Genomic DNA, 19801 nt, shown 5'->3' with positions numbered 1-19801 from the left:
TGGCATCACCAGGCGGGGCTTTTTACTGGGCGGTGGAATCAGGCGTGAGGTTTAGGCTCGTGCTCTTTTTCCAGGGCTTCAGTGTGACGCGGCACGACTTCCTCAGCGGTGTGCTGAGGTTCGTCGAATGTCGGAGCTGATTCAACCGGGGTCTCGGCGACCGGGGCAGGGGCTGCCTCGGCGACTTCTCCCACGGCTGGAGCTGGCTCGGCAGCAGGCGCTTGAGCGGCAGCAGCGGCAGCTTGTTCGGCTTCCTTCTGCAGACGCTCGGCTTCACGCTTGCGACGGCGCACTTCGCGCGGATCGTTCGGCGCACGGCCGTTCGCGGTCAGGGCGCTGGCGGGTGCAGGCGCTTCCACTGGGGCAGGGGCTTCGGCAACCACGGGTGCTTCGACCACTGGAGCAGACTCAACCACTTCTGGCTCGACCGCTTTCACGGGCTCTGGTGTCGGTTCTGGCTCGACAACAGGTGCTGGTGCGGCTGGCTCGGCGGTCCAGTTGAATGCAGTCTGCTCCTCGCGGGCAGGCTCCGGTGCCTTTTCCTCGGCCGGTGCCTCGAAGGCCGGCTCAGCGGCTACCACTGGCTGCTCGACAACCGGTGCAGGCTCGGCGACCACTTCAGTTTCAGCAACCTGGGCTTCATGGGCCGGGGCGACTTCCACTTCTGGCGAAGCGGTGACTTCTACTGGGGTAGTGGCTTCGACCACCGGAGCTTCGGCAACTGGCGCGCTTTCCACCGCCGCGGTCGCGCGTTCGGCTTGTTCGTGAGCCTGGGCTTCGGCCGGGGCGCTGATTGCGCTGCTGGCAACGGCCGCAGTCACGGCCAGGCCGGCAGCCAGATCGGCAGCGCTTGGCGCTTCAGTGTTCTCGGTGGACTCGGACTCTTCCGAACCTTCGATCACGTTGCCGTTGGCGTCGCGCTGACGCTCACGACGGTTGCTGCGACGACGCTGGCCACGGGAGCGGCGGCGTGGACGATCGCCTTCGGCGGTGTCCTGGCCGTCTTCCTGCAACTGCTCTTCGGTGTTCAGCACTTCTTCTTCGCTGGCAGCGGCGGCTGCTTGCTCGGCGCGTGGCTGGCGCTCTTCACGTGGCGGACGCGGTGCACGTTCTTCACGAGGCTGGCGGGCCGGACGCTCTTCAGCGGTGGCGGCAGCAGCAGCCGGGGCGGCATCCAGTGGCTCGCGCAGTTCGCGAACACGTTCTTCACGCTCGCCACGTGGCTTGCGATCTTCACGCGGTGCGCGCGGCTGACGTTCTTCACGGGGCGGACGCGGTGCACGCTCTTCGCGGGCTACGGCTGGCGCTTCCTCACGGGCTTCGCGTGGCTGACGCTCTTCACGCGGCTCGCGTGGCGCACGTTCTTCACGCGGTGCACGTTCTTCGCGAGGTTTGCGTTCTTCGTCGCGACGACCGTTGCGGTTGCGGGTCTGTTGGCGACCGTTACGGCGTTCTTCGTTGCGGGCAGGACGCTCGGTCGTGGCAGGCTTGGCGACAACGGCCGGGGCGGCCGGCTCTTCCTTGGTGGCGAACAGGCTGACCAGCGACTTCACCAGGCCTTTGAACAGGCTTGGCTCTGGTGCGGCGGCCGGGGCGGCAACCGGAGCGGCCACTTCGGTCGGAACCGGAGCATTGGCGCGGGCCGGAGCGGTCTTGACCGCAGCTTCCTGGCGAACCAGGGTGCGAGTGGCGGCGGCCGGCTGGACTTCTTCCACTTCGGCAGCGGCAGCAGCGATTTCGTAGCTGGACTGGTTGGTGTGGGCTTCCGGGCTGTCATCGCGCAGGCGCTGCACTTCGAAGTGCGGCGTCTCGAGGTGATCGTTCGGCAGGATGACGATGCGGGCACGGGTCCGCAGTTCGATCTTGGTGATCGAGTTGCGTTTTTCGTTGAGCAGGAACGCGGCCACCGGGATCGGCACTTGGGCGCGAACTTCGGCGGTGCGGTCTTTCAGGGCTTCTTCTTCGATCAGGCGCAGGATCGCCAGGGACAGCGACTCGACGTCACGGATGATGCCGGTGCCGTTGCAGCGAGGGCAGACGATGCCGCTGCTTTCGCCCAGGGACGGACGCAGGCGCTGACGGGACATTTCCAGCAGGCCGAAGCGCGAGATGCGACCGACCTGTACGCGAGCGCGGTCGGCTTCCAGGCATTCACGGACCTTTTCTTCCACGGCGCGCTGGTTCTTGGCCGGGGTCATGTCGATGAAGTCGATGACGATCAGGCCGCCGATGTCGCGCAGGCGCAACTGACGGGCGATTTCCTCGGCCGCTTCAAGGTTGGTCTGCAGGGCGGTCTCTTCGATGTCGCTGCCTTTGGTGGCGCGGGCCGAGTTGATGTCAATGGACACCAGGGCTTCGGTCGGGTCGATGACGATGGAGCCGCCGGACGGCAGTTCGACGACGCGCTGGAAGGCGGTCTCGATCTGGCTTTCGATCTGGAAACGGTTGAACAGCGGAACGCTGTCTTCGTAGAGCTTGATCTTGCTGGCGTACTGCGGCATCACCTGGCGAATGAAGGTCAGGGCTTCGTCCTGGGCTTCGACGCTGTCGATCAGCACTTCGCCGATGTCCTGGCGCAGGTAATCGCGGATGGCGCGGATGATCACGTTGCTTTCCTGGTAGATCAGGAACGGCGCGGAGCGATCCAGCGAGGCTTCTTTGATGGCGGTCCACAGTTGCAGCAGGTAGTCGAGGTCCCACTGCATTTCTTCGCTGCTGCGGCCCAGGCCGGCAGTGCGCACGATCAGGCCCATGTCAGCCGGGGCAACCAGGCCGTTCAGGGCTTCACGCAGTTCATTGCGCTCTTCGCCTTCGATACGGCGGGAGATGCCGCCGGCGCGAGGGTTGTTCGGCATCAGGACCAGGTAACGGCCGGCCAGGCTGATGAAGGTGGTCAGGGCGGCGCCCTTGTTGCCACGTTCTTCTTTTTCGACCTGGACGATGACTTCCTGGCCTTCGCTCAGGACGTCCTTGATGTTGACGCGGCCTTCGGGGGCCTTCTTGAAGTATTCGCGGGAGATTTCTTTGAGGGGCAGGAAGCCGTGGCGCTCGGAGCCGAAATCGACAAAGGCAGCCTCAAGGCTTGGTTCGATGCGAGTAATCCGGCCTTTATAGATGTTGGCCTTCTTCTGCTCGCGTGCACCGGATTCGATATCCAGGTCGTAGAGGCGCTGGCCGTCTACCAGTGCAACACGCAACTCTTCGGGTTGAGTTGCGTTAATCAGCATTCTTTTCATGTAGTACCGTCGGTTTCCGGGCTGCCGGAAACGGCGTTCGGCACACACGACTTCTCACGGTCGGTGTCAGGTGCGTCCTGGAGATGGCAAGGCCACTCCAGTGTCCAGCGAGTTCGACCCAATGATGGCGAAGTCGCGACGGACGCGTCCTGCTTGCTGGTACTCAAGCACTCAGTCAGGAGGAGGAATCAACCGGCGCCTGTGGACGAGATGAAGCGTCTAAATATAAGCCTAGTGCTACACAGTCCGACGGTTGTACATCTCCACCCTACACGTATCCCTGATAATTCGGGTGCTGCCGCGCGCAGAATCCGCAGCGGGTTGGCATTTACCGTGAGCTCCGGAAGGGGAGGTCACGCATCATGGCTAATTTAGGCGTTGTTTCCGAAGCATTCGCTCGGGGTCGTCCGCAGTTGACTGCACTTTGTGAACTGGCCGTGAATGTGGCGCGCAAGGCGAGTCAAAACTCTGCTTTGCGGCGTATTTCAGGCCTCATGTCACCTGCGCTCGTTACACCTGAAAACTCTACCGTTACGTAGCGAAAGCCCCGTAGGACGGCCTCTCGTCCTCGTGAATTGCGTTGGTCAGGGCCGGTTTTTGACCGCTGGTCCACTGTCCAGCCACTTTTGGCGGCGTTCGCGACTATAGCAGCAATGATTAAGTGCTTCAATTCCATAAAAAATTGTTATGATCGCCGCCATGACAACTACTGCCCCTTCGACCCCTGGCGTTCAACTGCTCGAGGTCTCGCCGGAATATGCCGGCCAACGAATCGATAACTTCCTGCTGGCCCGGCTCAAAGGCGTGCCCAAGACCTTGATCTACCGCATTTTGCGCAAAGGCGAAGTGCGAGTGAACAAAGGTCGGATCAAGCCCGAGTACAAGCTCCAGGCCGGTGACATCGTGCGCGTGCCGCCGGTTCGCGTGCCCGAGCGCGATGAGCCGGTGCCCCTGGCCCAGGGGCTGCTGCAACGCCTTGAAGCCTCGATTATCTATGAAGACAAAGCCCTGATCGTGATCAACAAGCCTGCAGGCATTGCGGTTCACGGCGGCAGCGGCCTGAATTTCGGTGTGATCGAAGCCTTTCGTCAGTTGCGTCCGGACGCCAAGGAGTTGGAGCTGGTCCACCGCCTTGATCGCGACACCTCCGGCCTGCTGATGATCGCCAAGAAACGCAGCATGTTGCGCCACCTGCACGAGCAATTGCGCGGCGACGGCGTCGACAAGCGCTACATGGCGCTGGTGCGTGGTCGCTGGGAAACCTCCATCAAGCAAGTCCGTGCGCCGTTGCTCAAGAGCAACCTGCGTTCCGGCGAGCGCATGGTCGAAGTCAATGAGGAGGGCAAGGAGGCGCTGACGGTATTCAAGGTGCTGCGCCGTTTCGATGACTTCGCCACCCTGGTCGAAGCCAAACCGGTGACCGGGCGCACCCACCAGATCCGTGTCCATACCTTGCATGCCGGGCATTGCATTGCCGGCGACAGCAAGTACGGCGATGACGATTTCACCAAGGAAATCCGCGATCTGGGCGGCAAGCGCCTGTTTCTCCATGCTTACATGCTGACCGTGCCGCTGCCCGATGGTGGCGAGCTGAAATTGCAGGCCCCGGTGGACGACATGTGGGCCAAGACCGTGGAGCGGTTGAGTGCATCCTGACTACAAACTGTTGATCTTCGATTGGGATGGCACTCTGGCCAACTCCATTGGCCGGATCGTGGAGGCGATGCATGTCGCCTCGGACCGCATGGCGTATGCCCGGTGCGACGACTTAGCGGTAAAAGGCATCATTGGTCTCGGATTGCCAGAAGCTATTCGCAGCCTGTACCCGGAAATCGACGACAATGAGCTGGTGGTTTTTCGTCAGCATTACGCCGATCACTACATCGCGCTGGACGCCGAGCCTTCACCGTTGTTCGAGGGTGTGGCGGCTACGCTGGAGGTTCTGCGGGCCGAGGGCTATCACCTGGCTGTCGCGACCGGCAAGGCTCGTCGCGGGCTGGATCGAGTGCTCAAGTCCTACGGCTGGGAGGATTATTTCGACATCACCCGTGCCGCGGACGAAACCGCCAGCAAGCCGCATCCGTTGATGCTCGAGCAGATCCTGGCGCACTGCGACGTGCCGCCGGAGCAGGCGCTGATGGTGGGGGATTCGTCATTCGACCTGCAGATGGCGCGCAACGCCGGCATGGGGTCGGTGGCGGTCAGCTACGGCGCTCAAACGATCGAGGCGCTACGGGTATTCGAGCCGCGACTGGCCATTGATCATTTTCCTGAGTTGCACGCCTGGCTGAGCCAGCGGGCTCTTTAAGTTTTGCTGGGGATTCACGCATGACCGATGAATGGAAAGCACCTGTCAAGGCGAGCGCCGAGAGCGGGGATGACAAAAGCTGGAAGCTGTTGGAGAAAACCTTGCTCGCCAGCGTGCAGGAACAGCGTCGCTCCCGCCGCTGGGGTATTTTCTTCAAGTTGCTGACCTTTATTTATCTCTTTGGTGCGCTGGCGCTGTTCACGCCGCTGATGAACATGGAGAAAAGCGCTGTCGCCGGCTCGGCGTACACCGCCTTGATCAATATCGAGGGCATGATCGCCGACAAGGAGCCTGCCAGTGCCGACAACATCGTCGGTAGCCTGCGGGCCGCCTTCGAGGATCCGAAGGTCAAGGGCGTGGTGCTGCGTATCAACAGTCCAGGCGGTAGCCCGGTGCAGTCGGGGTACGTTTACGACGAGATCGTGCGGCTGCGCGCATTGCACCCGGATACCAAGGTGTATGCGGTCATTTCCGATCTCGGTGCCTCCGGTGCTTATTACATTGCCAGCGCGGCGGACCAGATCTATGCCGACAAGGCCAGTCTGGTGGGCTCCATTGGTGTGACCGCGGCCGGCTATGGCTTTGTCGGGACCATGGATAAGTTGGGGGTGGAGCGTCGCGTGTATACCTCCGGCGAGCATAAATCCTTCCTTGATCCGTTCCAGCCGCAAAAGCCTGAAGAAACCGCTTTTTGGCAGGGCGTGCTCGATACCACTCACAAGCAATTCATTGCCAGCGTCAAGAAAGGCCGGGGCGAGCGCCTGAAGGACAAGGAGCATCCGGAGTTGTTCTCCGGGCTGGTCTGGTCGGGTGAGCAGGCGTTGCCGCTGGGCCTGATCGACGGCTTGGGCAGTGCCAGTTCGGTGGCGCGGGATGTGATCGGTCAGAAAGACCTCGTGGACTTCACGATCGAAGAGTCGCCGTTCGATCGTTTCTCGAAAAAGCTGGGGGCTAGCATTGCCGAGCATTTGGCGATGTGGATGGGGTTCCAAGGCCCGGTGTTGCGCTGATTGCCAGTGCTGTTCTCGATCCCTGTGGCGAGGGAGCTTGCTCCCGCTGGGCTGCGCAGCAGCCCCGTTTGTTGCGGTCGCTGCGCAACCGAGCGGGAGCAAGCTCCCTCGCCACACAGGTTTGCAGGCCGGGCTGCTTCAGGGGATCTGCACACCCTCGGCCAGCAACATATCCACAAGACGAATCAACGGCAGGCCAACCAGGCTGGTGGCGTCCGGGCCTTCGGTGCTCTGGAATAGGCTCACGCCCAGTCCTTCGGCCTTGAAGCTGCCCGCGCAGTCATAGGGTTGCTCGGCCCGCAAGTAGCGTTCGACGCGCCCTGGGTCCAGTGCGCGCATGTTCACGGTAAATGGAACGCAATCGACCTGGCAGTGGCCGGTCTGGCTGTTGAGCAGCGCCAGGCCTGTCAGGAACGTGACCCTCGCGCCGCTGGCGGCCAACAATTGCTCGCGAGCGTTCTCGAAGGTGTGAGGCTTGCCCAGGATGCGTTCGCCGAGTACGGCGACCTGGTCTGAGCCGATGATCAGGTGCGCCGGGTGGCTGTCGGCCAGTGCCAGGGCTTTTTCCCGGGCCAGGCGCTTGACCAGTTCAAGGGCGGGCTCGCCGGGACGACGGCTTTCATCGATGTCGGGTGAGCAGCAGACGAACGGCAGTCCCAGGCGGGCAAGCAATTCCCGGCGGTAGACCGAGCTTGAGGCAAGTAATAAAGGCAGCATGGGCGGCTCCAAAAGGCAGGGGCGAATTCTAGCGAGGCGCGCAAGTGACGGACAGGGCTGAATTTCCTTTGACATGGCCGGGGGCATCCCTATAATGCTGCGCCTATGTTGAATGACCCGATTCCACCTCACGTTGACCCGCGCAAATTGGCTGACCGTGGCACCACCCTTCAAGGTGAACTGCTGCTGGCCGATTTGAAGAGACTCTGCGACCCGCTTTCCGACGATGTCGGTACGGTCCAGGCCAAATTCGTTTTTGAACGAGATGAACGTAAATCTGTGGTAATCCACAGCTTTATCGACACTGAAGTCAAAATGGTTTGCCAGCGTTGTCTTGAGCTGGTCACCCTGCCGATCCACAGCGAATGCAGTTACGCCGTGGTGAAGGAGGGTGCGAATACCCAGTCGTTGCCGAAAGGTTATGACGTGCTGGAACTGGGCGAAGATCCATTGGATCTGCAGTCACTGATCGAGGAGGAGCTTCTGCTCGCCTTGCCCATTGTGCCTGCTCATCATCCGGAAGAATGCCAGCAGCCGGCGGGAGCAGATGAGCCCGAACCGAGCGAGGACGAGGTAACGCGGTCCAACCCGTTCAGTGTATTGGCGCAGTTAAAGCGTGACCCAAACGTTTAGGAGTTAATCAATTATGGCTGTTCAGCAGAACAAAAAATCCCGCTCTGCCCGTGACATGCGCCGTTCGCACGACGCTCTCGAGGCTAGCACCCTGTCCGTAGAAAAAACCACTGGTGAAGTTCACCTGCGTCACCACGTATCGCCAGAAGGCGTATACCGTGGCCGTAAAGTGATCGACAAGGGCGCCGACGAGTAATCACTTGTCCGCTCAAGTCATCGCGATTGACGCAATGGGCGGGGACTTCGGTCCCCGCAGCATTGTTCAGGCCAGCCTTGCTTGTCTGAATGCTACGCCCTCGCTGCACCTGACCCTCGTCGGTCAACCCTCCCTCCTGGAAGAAATGCTCAGCGGCCAATCGGCTGTCGACCGCGCGCGCCTGACGATTGCCCCGGCGTCCGAAATCATCACCATGGACGAAAAGCCGGCCCAGGTCCTGCGCGGCAAGCCTGACGCCTCGATGCGGGTAGCCCTTGAGCTGCTGCGCGATGGCAAGGTCCAGGCATGCGTCAGCGCTGGCAATACCGGTGCGCTGATGGCGCTGTCGCGCTACGTGCTCAAGACCTTGCCGGGTATCGACCGGCCTGCAATGGTGGCGGCGATTCCGACCCAGCGTGGGTTTTGTCAGTTGCTCGACCTGGGGGCCAACGTCGATTGCAGTGCCGAACATTTGCTGCAATTTGCGGTGATGGGCTCGGTCGCGGCGCAAACCCTGGGCATCGTGCGCCCTCGTGTGGCGTTGTTGAACATCGGTACCGAAGACATCAAGGGCAACCAGCAGGTCAAGCTGGCGGCCACGCTGCTGCAGGGCGCGCGCGGCATCAACTATATCGGCTTCATCGAAGGCGATGGCTTGTACCGTGGCGAGGCCGATGTGGTGGTGTGCGACGGCTTCGTCGGCAATATCCTGCTCAAGTCCAGCGAAGGCCTGGCGACCATGATCGGCCAGCGCATCGAGGCCTTGTTCAAGCAAAGCTTCGCCTCGCGGGTAGTCGGCGCCCTGGCGCTGCCGTTGATGCGTCGGTTGCAGGCGGACCTGGCGCCAGCGCGGCACAACGGTGCGAGTTTCCTTGGGTTGCAGGGGATCGTGATCAAGAGTCACGGTTCGGCGGGGGTGCAGGGATTCCAGAGTGCGATCAACCGAGCGGTGATCGAGATCCAGGAAAACCTGCCGGAGCGTCTGCATGGTCGCCTCGAGGATTTGTTAACTTAGGCGTTTTCGTCCGACAATGCTTAAATGTGACCGGTCGGTTCAAGCCGCCATCCAACTCTCAGTTTCCTAGCGCCCCCAGGGGCGTCAATTTTTGACGACAAGATCATTAGGGGCTTTGTTTTCATGTCTGCTTCCCTCGCATTCGTCTTTCCAGGACAGGGCTCGCAGTCCCTCGGCATGCTGGCCGAGCTGGGCGCGCAATACCCGCTGATCCTCGAAACATTCAAAGAAGCTTCCGATGCGCTCGGCTATGACCTCTGGGCACTGACCCAGCAAGGGCCGGAAGAGCGCCTCAATCAAACCGATAAAACCCAGCCGGCCATCCTGACCGCCTCGATCGCATTGTGGCGCCTGTGGCTGGCTGAAGGCGGCGCGCGCCCGGCATTCGTCGCCGGTCACAGCCTGGGCGAATACAGCGCCCTTGTAGCCGCTGGCAGCCTGAGCCTGGGCGACGCGGTGAAACTGGTGGAGCGTCGTGGCCAGTTGATGCAGGAAGCGGTTCCGGCCGGGCAGGGCGGCATGGCCGCGATCCTCGGCCTGGAAGACGCCGATGTGTTGGCCGCCTGTGCCGAAGCGGCGCAAGGCGATGTGGTCAGTGCGGTGAACTTCAACTCTCCGGGCCAAGTGGTCATCGCCGGTGCCAAGGCGGCTGTCGAGCGCGCCATCGAGGGCTGCAAGGCCCGTGGAGCCAAGCGCGCCATGCCACTGCCGGTCAGCGTGCCGTCGCACTGCGAACTGATGCGTCCGGCTGCCGAGCGCTTTGCCGAATCCATCGCCGCCATCGACTGGCAGGCCCCGCAGATTCCCGTGGTGCAGAATGTCAGCGCCAACGTGGCGCCGGATCTCGAGACCCTCAAGCGTGATCTGCTGGAGCAACTCTACAAGCCGGTTCGCTGGGTCGAATCGGTGCAGACCCTGGCGGCCAAGGGCGCGACCGAGCTGGTCGAGTGCGGCCCTGGCAAAGTGCTGGCAGGCCTGAACAAACGCTGCGCCGAAGGCGTATCGACTTCCAACCTCAACACCCCAGACGCCTTCGCTGCCGCCCGTGCAGCGCAGGCCTGAACAGGAGAAGCTTGCATGAGTCTGCAAGGTAAAGTTGCACTGGTGACCGGTGCAAGCCGTGGCATCGGCCAGGCCATCGCCCTGGAACTGGGTCGTCAAGGCGCCATCGTCATCGGCACCGCGACTTCCGCTTCGGGCGCCGAGCGTATTGCTGCGACCCTGAAGGAAAACGGCATCCAAGGCATCGGCCTTGAGTTGAACGTCACCAGCGACGAATCCGTTGCGGCGGTGCTGGCAAGCATCCAGGAGCAGTTCGGTGCGCCGGCGATCCTGGTCAACAATGCCGGTATCACCCGCGATAACCTGATGATGCGCATGAAAGATGACGAATGGTTCGACGTCGTCGACACCAACCTGAACAGCCTGTACCGGCTGTCCAAGGGCGTTTTGCGTGGCATGACCAAGGCTCGCTGGGGTCGAATTATCAGTATCGGTTCTGTTGTGGGTGCCATGGGCAACGCAGGCCAAGTAAACTATGCTGCGGCGAAGGCCGGTCTGGAAGGTTTCAGCCGTGCGCTGGCGCGTGAAGTGGGTTCGCGCTCGATTACGGTAAACTCGGTTGCACCGGGTTTCATCGACACCGACATGACCCGTGAACTGCCGGAAGCACAGCGCGAAGCCTTGTTGACACAGATTCCGCTGGGTCGTCTGGGGCAAGCTCAAGAAATCGCGTCCGTGGTCGCTTTTCTTGCGTCGGACGGTGCGGCATACGTGACCGGGGCTACAATCCCGGTGAACGGCGGGATGTACATGAGTTAAATGTGACGGATTGCTTCAAAAAAATGTCATACGAGCTGTCTAAAATCCGTTATAAAGCTGCAATCAATTTATAGACGGCGGGCCGCAGGGTTTGAGGAGTGAAGCTTTCGGTTGAAAAACCGAAAAGTTCTTCTATACACTTACCCACCGGCCAGCTGCCTGAATTTGTCCATTAGGAGTGAAAACAAGGTATGAGCACCATCGAAGAGCGCGTCAAGAAAATCGTTGCCGAGCAACTGGGCGTTAAAGAAGAAGAAGTTGTGAACACCGCTTCCTTCGTAGAAGACCTGGGTGCCGACTCCCTTGACACCGTTGAGCTGGTGATGGCTCTGGAAGAGGAATTCGAGACCGAGATTCCTGACGAAGAAGCTGAGAAGATCACTACTGTACAAGCTGCTATCGACTACGTTACCAGCCACCAGGCGTAATCGTTTTTAGTCGTCGCTAGCTGTCATGGAAAAACCGCACTGCCATCACGGCGTGCGGTTTTTTCTTTAGGCCTGATGCAAAGTCGTCATTAGAAAAAGGAGAGTGCTGTGTCGCGTAGACGCGTCGTAGTCACCGGTATGGGTATGTTGTCGCCACTGGGCACGGATGTGCCGAGCAGTTGGCAGGGCATTCTGGCTGGCCGCAGTGGCATTGGTCTGATCGAACACACCGACCTTTCTGCCTATTCCACCCGTTTTGGCGGCTCGGTAAAGGGCTTCAATGTCGAGGAATACCTGTCGGTCAAGGAAGCTCGCAAGCTTGACCTGTTCATTCAATACGGCTTGGCAGCCGGTTTCCAGGCAGTGCGCAACGCCGGGCTGGAAGTCACCGACGCCAACCGTGAACGCATCGGCGTGGCCATGGGCTCGGGTATTGGCGGCTTGACCAATATCGAAGAAACCAGCCGCACGCTGCACGAATCGGGGCCGCGACGGATTTCTCCGTTCTTCGTGCCGGGCTCGATCATCAACATGATTTCCGGTTTCCTGTCCATCCACCTGGGTGCCCAGGGACCCAACTACGCCATTGCCACGGCGTGCACCACCGGTACCCACTGCATCGGCATGGCCGCGCGCAACATCATGTACGACGAAGCCGACGTGATGATTGCCGGTGGCGCCGAGATGGCGGCTTGCGGCCTGGGCATGGGGGGCTTTGGTGCTTCCCGTGCGCTGTCGACCCGCAACGACGAGCCCGCCCGTGCGAGCCGGCCATGGGACAAGGGCCGCGATGGCTTCGTGCTGTCCGACGGTGCCGGTGCGCTGGTGCTCGAGGAGCTGGAGCACGCCAAGGCGCGCGGCGCGACCATCTACGCCGAACTGATCGGCTTTGGCACCAGCGGCGACGCCTACCACATGACGTCGCCACCGGCCGATGGCGCCGGTGCTGCCCGTTGCATCGCCAACGCCTTGCGTGATGCGAAACTCAACGGCGAGCAGGTGCAGTACATCAACGCCCACGGCACTTCGACCCCGGCCGGCGACTTGGCCGAAGCCCAGGCGATCAAGACCGTGTTCGGCGATCACGCGTACAAGCTGGCGGTCAGTTCGACCAAGTCCATGACCGGTCACCTGTTGGGTGCGGCAGGGGCGGTGGAAGCGATCTTCAGCGTCCTGGCGATCAACAGCCAGACAGCGCCGCCGACCATCAACCTCGATGAGCCGGACGAAGGTTGCGACCTGGACTTCGTGCCGCACACTGCCCGCAGCATGGACATCGATGTGGTGCTGTCCAACTCCTTCGGCTTTGGCGGGACCAACGGTTCGCTGGTGTTCCGCCGGTTCGCCGGTTGATGGAAAGCTGGGTCGACGGTCAGCCGGCCGACGTCCTGTCGCTGAAAGATCGCGGCCTGGCTTACGGCGATGGGTTGTTCGAGACCCTCGCCGTGCAGGGTGGCGAACCGGTGTTGCTGGCGCGTCACCTGCAACGCCTGGAAACCGGTTGCCGGCGGTTGGCGCTCAACGTCGACATGAGCGCGTTGAGCTCCGAGTTGAATGCCTATGCCCGGCGCCTGGGCTACGGCGTGCTGAAGCTGATCGTGACCCGTGGCGACAGTCTGCGCGGTTATGCCGCAGATCCCTCGACCCCGGCCCGACGCATCCTGCAAGGGAGCCCACCAGCCGCTTATCCCGCCGCCCATGCCGAACAAGGCGTTCTGCTGTTTCCCTGCAGCGTGCGGTTGTCCGAGCAGCCCTTGCTTGCCGGCCTCAAACACCTCAATCGCCTGGAACAAGTGCTGGCTCGTGCCGAATGGAGCGATGGGCAATACGCCGAAGGCTTGATGCTGGATACGTCCAGGCGGGTGATCGAAGGTGTCTTCAGCAACCTGTTCCTGGCGCGCGACGGCGTGTTGTTCACGGCGGACCTGAGCCGTTGCGGCGTGGCCGGCGTGATGCGCGCAGAATTATTGTTTCAAGCCAAGTCGCAAGGCATCGCCACGCAAATCACGGATATCAGTCTCGAACAGCTGCACCAGGCTGATGAAGTCTTCGTCTGCAACAGCGTTTATGGCGTGTGGCCGGTATGCGGATGCGGTTCGGCGCGCTGGTCGGTTGGCCCGCTCACCCGTAAACTGCAAACCCTTGCCCGTGCGCTATTGGATGTTTGATTCGTGAGACGTAAATTCTTGCTGCTGCTGGAGACCGGACTGGTTCTGGCAGGGCTGATGTTGGGCGCTTCGGCCTGGAAGATTCATTCGGCGCTGCAACAGCCGCTGAACATCACCCAGGAAGAATTGCTGGACGTGCCCAACGGGACCACCCCGACCGGAACCCTCAAGCGCCTCGAAGCCGATGGCCTGATCAAGGACGCCTTCTGGCTGCGGATCTATTGGCGCTTCAATCTCGCCGACCAGCCACTGCATTCCGGTGAATATCGGATGGTGCCGGGCATGACAATGGAAGGCCTGATCGGTGTCTGGAAACGCGGCGAAGTGGTGCAGTACAGCGTGACGCTGGTGGAGGGCTGGAACTTCCGCCAGGTACGCGCCGCACTGGCCAAGGATGAAAAACTCCAGCAGACCCTCACCGGCCTGAGCGACGCCCAGGTCATGGACCGTCTGGGTCACTCCGGGATATTTCCCGAAGGCCGATTCTTCCCGGATACCTATCGCTTCGTGCGCGGCACCTCGGACGTCGACCTGCTGAAAAAAGCCTACGAGCGCCTGGAAGACGTGCTCGCCAAGGAGTGGGCACAGCGTGCCGCCGATGTGCCTTATACCCAGCCGTATCAGGCGCTGATCATGGCGTCGCTGGTGGAGAAGGAAACCGGCGTGCCCCAGGAACGCGGGCAGATTGCCGGCGTCTTTGTGCGGCGCATGCGCTTGGGGATGCTGCTGCAGACTGACCCCACGGTGATCTATGGTCTGGGCGAGCGCTATACCGGCAAACTCACCCGCGCCCATCTGAAAGAAGAAAATCCGTACAACACCTATTTGATTCCTGGCCTGCCGCCGACGCCGATTGCGATGGTGGGGCGCGAGGCGATTCATGCCGCGTTGAACCCCGCGCAGGGCAACAGCCTTTACTTTGTCGCCCGCGGTGACGGCAGCCACGTGTTCTCCGATGACCTGGAGTCGCACAACAACGCGGTGCGCGAATTCCAACTCAAGCGCCGTGCCGATTACCGCTCCAGTCCGGCCCCGGCAACACCGGACGAGCAGGCACCCATTCCCGCGGCATCACCCGACACGGCGCCCGACGCTGTACCCCAGGTGCCGCCCCAAGTGCCGGCTCCCGAACCGGATGCCAGCGAGCCGCCGAGCCCGCAATGACTTTGATTAAGGATCGCCTGTGACTGGCTTGTTTATAACGCTGGAAGGCCCGGAAGGCGCCGGCAAGAGCACTAACCGCGAATACCTGGCCGAACGCCTGCGGGCGGCTGGCATCGAGGTGGTGTTGACCCGCGAACCGGGCGGTACGCCGCTGGCCGAGCGAATTCGCGAGGTGCTGCTGGCGCCCATTGAAGAGGTCATGAACCCCGACACCGAGCTGTTGCTGGTGTTCGCGGCCAGGGCACAGCATCTGGCCGAGGTGATTCGCCCGGCGCTGGCCCGTGGCGCAGTGGTGCTCTGCGATCGTTTTACCGATTCGACCTATGCCTACCAGGGCGGCGGCCGGGGCTTGTCCGTGGAGCGCATCGGTGCGTTGGAAACCTTCGTCCAGGGTGACCTGCGGCCAGACCTGACCCTGGTGTTCGACCTGCCGGTGGAAATCGGCCTGGCCCGCGCCAGTGCCCGTGGTCGGCTGGATCGTTTCGAGCTGGAGGGCCAGGCTTTCTTCAACGCCGTACGCAGTGCCTTCCTGAATCGCGCCAAGGCCGATCCGGCGCGTTACCTGCTGATCGATGCCGCGCAACCGCTGGCCCAGGTCCAACAGTCCCTGGACGGCTTGCTGCCGCGTTTGCTGGAGCGCGTCCGTGGCTGAAGCCTATCCCTGGCAAGACGGCCTCTGGCAGCAACTGGCCGGTCGTGCCCAGCATGCCCACGCCTATCTGCTGCACGGCCCGGCCGGCATCGGCAAGCGGGCACTGGCCGAGCGCCTGATGGCCAGCCTGCTGTGCCAGCGTCCTGGTGTCTCGAACGCCTGCGGCGAGTGCAAGTCCTGCCTGCTGCTCAAGGCGGGCAGCCATCCCGATAATTACGTGCTGGAACCGGAGGAGGCGGACAAGGCGATCAAGGTCGACCAGGTTCGGGATCTGGTCAGCTTCGTGGTCCAGACCTCACAGATGGGCGGGCGCAAGGTGGTGCTGATCGAACCCGTCGAGTCGATGAACATCAACGCCGCCAACGCCTTGCTTAAAAGTCTCGAAGAGCCTTCCGGCGACACCGTGCTGTTGCTGGTCAGCCACCAGCCGAGTCGTTTGCTGCCGACCATCAAGAGTCGCTGCGTGCAACAGGCCTGCCCGCTGCCGAGCGAGGCGATGAGCTTGCAGTGGCTGGCCCAGGCCTTGCCCGACAGCAGCGACGAAGAGCGTGTCGAGTTGCTGACCCTGGCGGCCGGCTCGCCCCTGGCGGCTGTCAGCCTTCAGGCCCAGGGCGTGCGGGAGCAGCGGGCCTTGGTGGTGGATGGGGTCAAGAAACTGCTCAAGCAGCAGCAGTCCCCCACGCAACTGGCCGAGGGTTGGAACGCGATCCCGTTGCTCTTGCTGTTTGACTGGTTCTGCGACTGGTCGAGCCTGATCCTGCGCTACCAATTGACCGAGGACGAGGCTGGCCTGGGGTTGGCGGACATGCGCAAGGTGATCCAGTACCTGGCGCAAAAAAGCAGTCAGGATAAAATCTTGAACATTCAGGACTGGATTCTTGCCCAACGTCAGAAGGTGCTGGGCAAAGCGAACCTCAATCGGGTGCTGTTGCTCGAGGCGCTGTTGGTGCAGTGGGCGAGTTTGCCGGGTCGAAACTGACAGACACGGCCCAGTGTCCTGTTTCGCCAATACGTTCCTTTCTTGACGACAACAGACGCCGTCAAAAAGGAACAGTATTTGTGACACAGGACGCTAAACTCAGCTCAATCGCAGCGGAGATCAGCATGAACGAACCTGTCAGTCCCGGGCCACGCAACGGCATCCTGTCCCTGACTATCAAGGACAAGTCGGTGCTTTACGCCGCCTACATGCCTTTCATCAAGAACGGCGGCCTGTTCATTCCCACCAACAAGAATTATCGCTTGGGTGATGAAGTGTTCATGCTCTTGAGCCTGATGGATGAGTCGGAAAAGATCCCGGTCGCCGGCAAGGTGATCTGGATTACCCCCAAAGGCGCCCAGGGCAACAGGGCCGCCGGCGTTGGTGTGCAATTCAGCGACGGCGACAATTCAGCCCGCAATCAGATCGAAACCCACTTGGCCGGCTCCCTGAAGTCCGACCGTCCCACTCATACGATGTAGCCCGGCCTTTTATGCTTGTAGATTCCCATTGTCACCTTGACCGTCTCGACCTCGCTGCCCATGGCGGCTCCCTGGATGCTGCGCTGGACGCGGCCCGTGAACGGGGTGTCGGTCATTTCCTGTGCATCGGCGTCAGCGCCGACAACGCCGCCGACGTCAAGGCGCTGGCCGAACGTTATGCCGATGTCGATTGCTCGGTCGGTGTTCACCCCCTGGATGTCCAGCCCGACGCCGCGCCGGCGCTCGATTGGTTGTTGCGTGAGCTGGACCATCCACGGGTAGTCGCCATCGGCGAAACCGGCCTGGACTATCACTACGAACCGGAAGCCGCCGACGTGCAGCAGGCGTCGTTTCGGCTACACCTGGAGGCCGCCCGGCAAACCGGCAAGCCGGTGATCATCCATACCCGCGGCGCCCGGGCCGACACCCTGGCCTTGCTGCGTGACGCCGCGCTGCCCCAGGCCGGGGTGCTGCATTGCTTCACCGAAGATTGGGACATGGCCAAGGCCGCCCTGGACATGGGCTATTACATTTCCTTGTCCGGGATTGTCACGTTCCGCAATGCCGATGCACTGCGCGACGTTGCCAGCAAAGTGCCGGCTGATCGGCTGTTGGTGGAGACCGACTCGCCTTACCTGGCGCCCATTCCCTATCGTGGCAAGCCGAACCTTCCGCAATACGTACGGGAAGTGGCAGAGTTCCTGGCGATGCTGCGCGGTGAGTCCTACGAGCGGTTTGCCGAGCAGACGACGGAAAATTTTAAGCAGTTGTTTCCACTGGCTCACGTGCGTGTGGCGCAAGCCTGAATTCCATGCAAAAAAAACCCGGGTTCTGGGGGGTGAATCCGGGTTAAGACCATTAGGAGTAAAACAAAGGCACGCGGTCCGTTGGTACCTTCATCAGCGCGTCACTTGGGGGAGATGTCGCGCCGACAGTTCAAGTATTGATCAGTATGCCAACCCGTCCAGTCTGGCCGGGGTGGTTTTTAAACAAATTTGGAATACGCTCGCTTCGGATAAGTTCTCACTGTCGCCAAACCTCGCAGGCGCGGCGCATTGGCGTGAGAAACGGCGAGCCGGGCGTGTCGGTTTTGTGAAGAACAGTGGCCGAGAACGGATGATCCGTGCATTTTTGCGTAAGTTAGGCATAATACCCGGCTTCGAATTTTGACCCTTCAGACCTTTTTCTTATGCACAAAGAACCCCGTAAGGTCCGTGAGTTTCGCCGCCGCGAGCAGGAAATTCTCGACACCGCGCTCAAGTTGTTCCTCGACCAGGGTGAAGACAGTGTCACCGTCGAGATGATTGCGGATGCCGTGGGTATCGGCAAAGGCACGATTTATAAACATTTCAAATCCAAGGCGGAGATCTACCTGCGCCTGATGCTCGACTACGAGCGCGATTTGAACGAGCTGCTGCATTCGGCCGATGTGGACAAGGACAAGGAGGCCCTGTCCCGGGCCTACTTCGAGTTCCGCATGCGCGACCCGCAGCGCTACCGCTTGTTCGATCGCCTGGAAGAGAAAGTGGTCAAGGGCAACCAGGTGCCGGAGATGGTCGAGGAGCTGCACAAGATCCGCGCCTCGAACTTCGAACGCCTGACGCTGCTGATCAAGGGCCGGATCAGCGAAGGCAAGCTCGAAGATGTGCCGCCTTATTTCCATTACTGCGCTGCCTGGGCGCTGGTGCATGGCGCGGTGGCGCTGTATCACTCACCGTTCTGGAGCAACGTGCTGGAAGACCAGGAAGGTTTCTTCCAGTTCCTGATGGACATTGGTGTGCGCATGGGCAACAAGCGCAAGCGCGATACCGACGTCCCGAGCAACTGAGGCCGCACAGGCCAAGACATTCAGCTGTCTTATTGCGCCATGTCCGCTTACATGGCGCAGTGTCCCAGTAATATACTCAGGCTTGGGTCTTGCGAAATCTTGATTTCTAGGTCAATTTTTGCGAGTCCGATTTTTCTCGTGCCGGAGTGACCCATGATCGTTGACCGTCAAGGCAGGCGTTTCCGTAATCTGCGGATAAGCCTGACTTCAGCCTGCAATTACGCCTGTACCTATTGCGTGCCTGACGGCAAGCGGTTGGTGGCTGCGCAGGATGAACTGTCGGCCGAGGCCATGGCGCGTGGCGTGGCCTATTTGATCGAGGCCGCTGGCATCGAGCGGCTGCGCATCACTGGCGGCGAACCGTTGGTCAGCCCCAAGCTCGAGCATTTCATGATGGCGGTGGGGCAGATGGGCCTGGAGGACATCAGCCTGACCACCAATGGCCAGTTGCTGGCGAAAAAACTGCCCTTGCTGGTAGACGCCGGTATCCGTCGCATCAACGTTTCCCTCGACACCCTGGACCCCGCCGCGTTTCGCAGTATCGCCCGGGGCGGCGACCTGGCGACCGTGCTCGACGGCATGGAACAGGCCCGAGCCGCCGGGATGAAAATCAAGGTCAACATGGTGCCGTTGCGCGGGCAGAACCTGGACCAGGTGATGCCTTTGCTCGAATACTGTCTGGAACGTGGCTATGAGTTGCGTTTCATCGAGTTGATGCGCATGGGGCACCTGGCCAGCGACTCCAATGCTTTCCTGCAACAGTTCGTCAGTCTCCAGCAACTGCTCAGCCTGATCGGCGATCAGTACGAATACCTGCAAGCCGATGCGCCGGTGGATGCTACCGCGGTGCGCTATGAGATACCGGGACTGGGGCACTTTGGCGTGATCGCCAACGAAAGCGTGCCTTTCTGCCGTACCTGCTCACGGTTGCGGTTGTCTTCCACGGGTTGGCTGCATGGCTGCCTGTCGTCGAGTAACCGTCATTTCGTCGGCGACCTGCTGGACAAGCCCCGTCACCAGGCATTGCCGGCGCTTCAGCGCTTGTTGGTCAAGGCGTTGGGGGATAAGCAGGAAGTGGCATTCTCCGGCGGCGCGACCATCATGAAAATCATCGGCGGCTGAATAAGGCTTTTGTGGAGAGGGAGCTTGCTCCCGCTGGGCTGT

General features: G+C 61.3%; 20 protein-coding genes. 18 read left to right on the top strand and 2 right to left on the bottom strand.

The window, feature by feature from the left end:
* Positions 1-38 precede the first annotated feature (38 nt).
* Entirely contained in the window at positions 39-3236 is a 3198-nt protein-coding gene (gene rne / locus V7773_RS29190) for a ribonuclease E (protein WP_336076367.1), read from the bottom strand.
* Positions 3237-3935: 699 nt separating this feature from the next.
* On the opposite strand from rne, the gene rluC reads away from it, so the two are divergent.
* The 3 genes from rluC to V7773_RS29175 are packed head-to-tail and all read left to right on the top strand — an operon-like array spanning position 3936 to position 6554.
* Positions 3936-4892, top strand: a complete 957-nt coding sequence (gene rluC / locus V7773_RS29185) for a 23S rRNA pseudouridine(955/2504/2580) synthase RluC (RefSeq protein WP_063325247.1) — start codon at positions 3936-3938, stop codon at positions 4890-4892.
* Complete coding sequence (locus V7773_RS29180) at positions 4882-5544, top strand: HAD-IA family hydrolase (RefSeq protein WP_336076366.1); 663 nt, start codon at positions 4882-4884, stop codon at positions 5542-5544. Before rluC ends, V7773_RS29180 begins: the two co-directional genes overlap by 11 nt.
* A 20-nt stretch (positions 5545-5564) precedes the next feature.
* Positions 5565-6554, top strand: a complete 990-nt coding sequence (locus tag V7773_RS29175) for a S49 family peptidase (protein ID WP_336076365.1) — start codon at positions 5565-5567, stop codon at positions 6552-6554.
* Between the two features lie 138 nt (positions 6555-6692).
* Here V7773_RS29175 and V7773_RS29170 read toward each other — a convergent pair whose 3' ends face one another.
* Entirely contained in the window at positions 6693-7271 is a 579-nt protein-coding gene (locus tag V7773_RS29170; protein WP_063324914.1) for a Maf family protein, read from the bottom strand.
* Between the two features lie 105 nt (positions 7272-7376).
* Between V7773_RS29170 and V7773_RS29165 the strand changes: the two genes are divergently transcribed.
* The 15 genes from V7773_RS29165 (at position 7377) to V7773_RS29095 (ending at position 19759) form a co-directional block, all read left to right on the top strand.
* The gene (locus tag V7773_RS29165) at positions 7377-7904 is read left to right on the top strand and encodes a YceD family protein (RefSeq protein WP_003204262.1); all 528 of its coding nucleotides are present in this window, start codon (positions 7377-7379) and stop codon (positions 7902-7904) included.
* A 13-nt stretch (positions 7905-7917) separates the two neighbouring features.
* The gene (rpmF, locus tag V7773_RS29160; RefSeq protein ID WP_003179396.1) at positions 7918-8100 is read left to right on the top strand and encodes a 50S ribosomal protein L32; all 183 of its coding nucleotides are present in this window, start codon (positions 7918-7920) and stop codon (positions 8098-8100) included.
* Between the two features lie 4 nt (positions 8101-8104).
* Entirely contained in the window at positions 8105-9115 is a 1011-nt protein-coding gene (plsX, locus tag V7773_RS29155; protein WP_336076364.1) for a phosphate acyltransferase PlsX, read from the top strand.
* A 123-nt stretch (positions 9116-9238) separates the two neighbouring features.
* Positions 9239-10177, top strand: a complete 939-nt coding sequence (fabD, locus tag V7773_RS29150; RefSeq protein WP_003204258.1) for an ACP S-malonyltransferase — start codon at positions 9239-9241, stop codon at positions 10175-10177.
* A 15-nt stretch (positions 10178-10192) separates the two neighbouring features.
* On the top strand, positions 10193-10936 hold the full coding sequence (fabG, locus tag V7773_RS29145) for a 3-oxoacyl-ACP reductase FabG (RefSeq protein ID WP_336076363.1): 744 nt from the start codon (positions 10193-10195) through the stop codon (positions 10934-10936).
* 191 nt (positions 10937-11127) lie between these two features.
* Positions 11128-11364 (top strand): acyl carrier protein, encoded by a 237-nt coding sequence (gene acpP / locus V7773_RS29140; protein WP_003175607.1) that lies wholly within the window; start codon positions 11128-11130, stop codon positions 11362-11364.
* Positions 11365-11472: 108 nt separating this feature from the next.
* A complete protein-coding gene (fabF, locus tag V7773_RS29135; protein ID WP_063324916.1) occupies positions 11473-12717 on the top strand; it encodes a beta-ketoacyl-ACP synthase II in 1245 nt (414 codons plus the stop codon).
* On the top strand, positions 12717-13532 hold the full coding sequence (gene pabC, locus V7773_RS29130) for an aminodeoxychorismate lyase (RefSeq protein WP_336076362.1): 816 nt from the start codon (positions 12717-12719) through the stop codon (positions 13530-13532). Before fabF ends, pabC begins: the two co-directional genes overlap by 1 nt.
* 3 nt (positions 13533-13535) lie before the next feature.
* A complete protein-coding gene (mltG, locus tag V7773_RS29125; RefSeq protein WP_086936743.1) occupies positions 13536-14696 on the top strand; it encodes an endolytic transglycosylase MltG in 1161 nt (386 codons plus the stop codon).
* A gap of 19 nt (positions 14697-14715) precedes the next feature.
* Complete coding sequence (gene tmk, locus V7773_RS29120) at positions 14716-15348, top strand: dTMP kinase (RefSeq protein WP_063324919.1); 633 nt, start codon at positions 14716-14718, stop codon at positions 15346-15348.
* Entirely contained in the window at positions 15341-16327 is a 987-nt protein-coding gene (locus V7773_RS29115) for a DNA polymerase III subunit delta' (RefSeq protein ID WP_072344216.1), read from the top strand. The genes tmk and V7773_RS29115 overlap by 8 nt, the downstream gene beginning before the upstream one ends.
* A 125-nt stretch (positions 16328-16452) precedes the next feature.
* Entirely contained in the window at positions 16453-16809 is a 357-nt protein-coding gene (locus V7773_RS29110; protein WP_053180946.1) for a PilZ domain-containing protein, read from the top strand.
* 11 nt (positions 16810-16820) lie between these two features.
* Complete coding sequence (locus tag V7773_RS29105) at positions 16821-17615, top strand: TatD family hydrolase (RefSeq protein WP_063324921.1); 795 nt, start codon at positions 16821-16823, stop codon at positions 17613-17615.
* Positions 17616-17998: 383 nt separating this feature from the next.
* A complete protein-coding gene (locus V7773_RS29100) occupies positions 17999-18637 on the top strand; it encodes a TetR/AcrR family transcriptional regulator (RefSeq protein ID WP_060741238.1) in 639 nt (212 codons plus the stop codon).
* Positions 18638-18790: 153 nt separating this feature from the next.
* Positions 18791-19759 carry a GTP 3',8-cyclase MoaA gene (locus V7773_RS29095; RefSeq protein ID WP_336076361.1) on the top strand — a complete coding sequence of 323 codons (969 nt, stop codon included), beginning with the start codon at positions 18791-18793 and terminating at the stop codon, positions 19757-19759.
* The last annotated feature ends 42 nt before the right edge of the window (positions 19760-19801 follow it).

The organism is Pseudomonas sp. 3JA, from assembly GCF_036961705.1.
In the GTDB taxonomy this organism is placed as follows: domain Bacteria; phylum Pseudomonadota; class Gammaproteobacteria; order Pseudomonadales; family Pseudomonadaceae; genus Aquipseudomonas; species Aquipseudomonas fluorescens_Q.
Note: the sequence above shows the minus strand (reverse complement) of the source record. Positions and strands in the feature narration are given on the sequence as shown.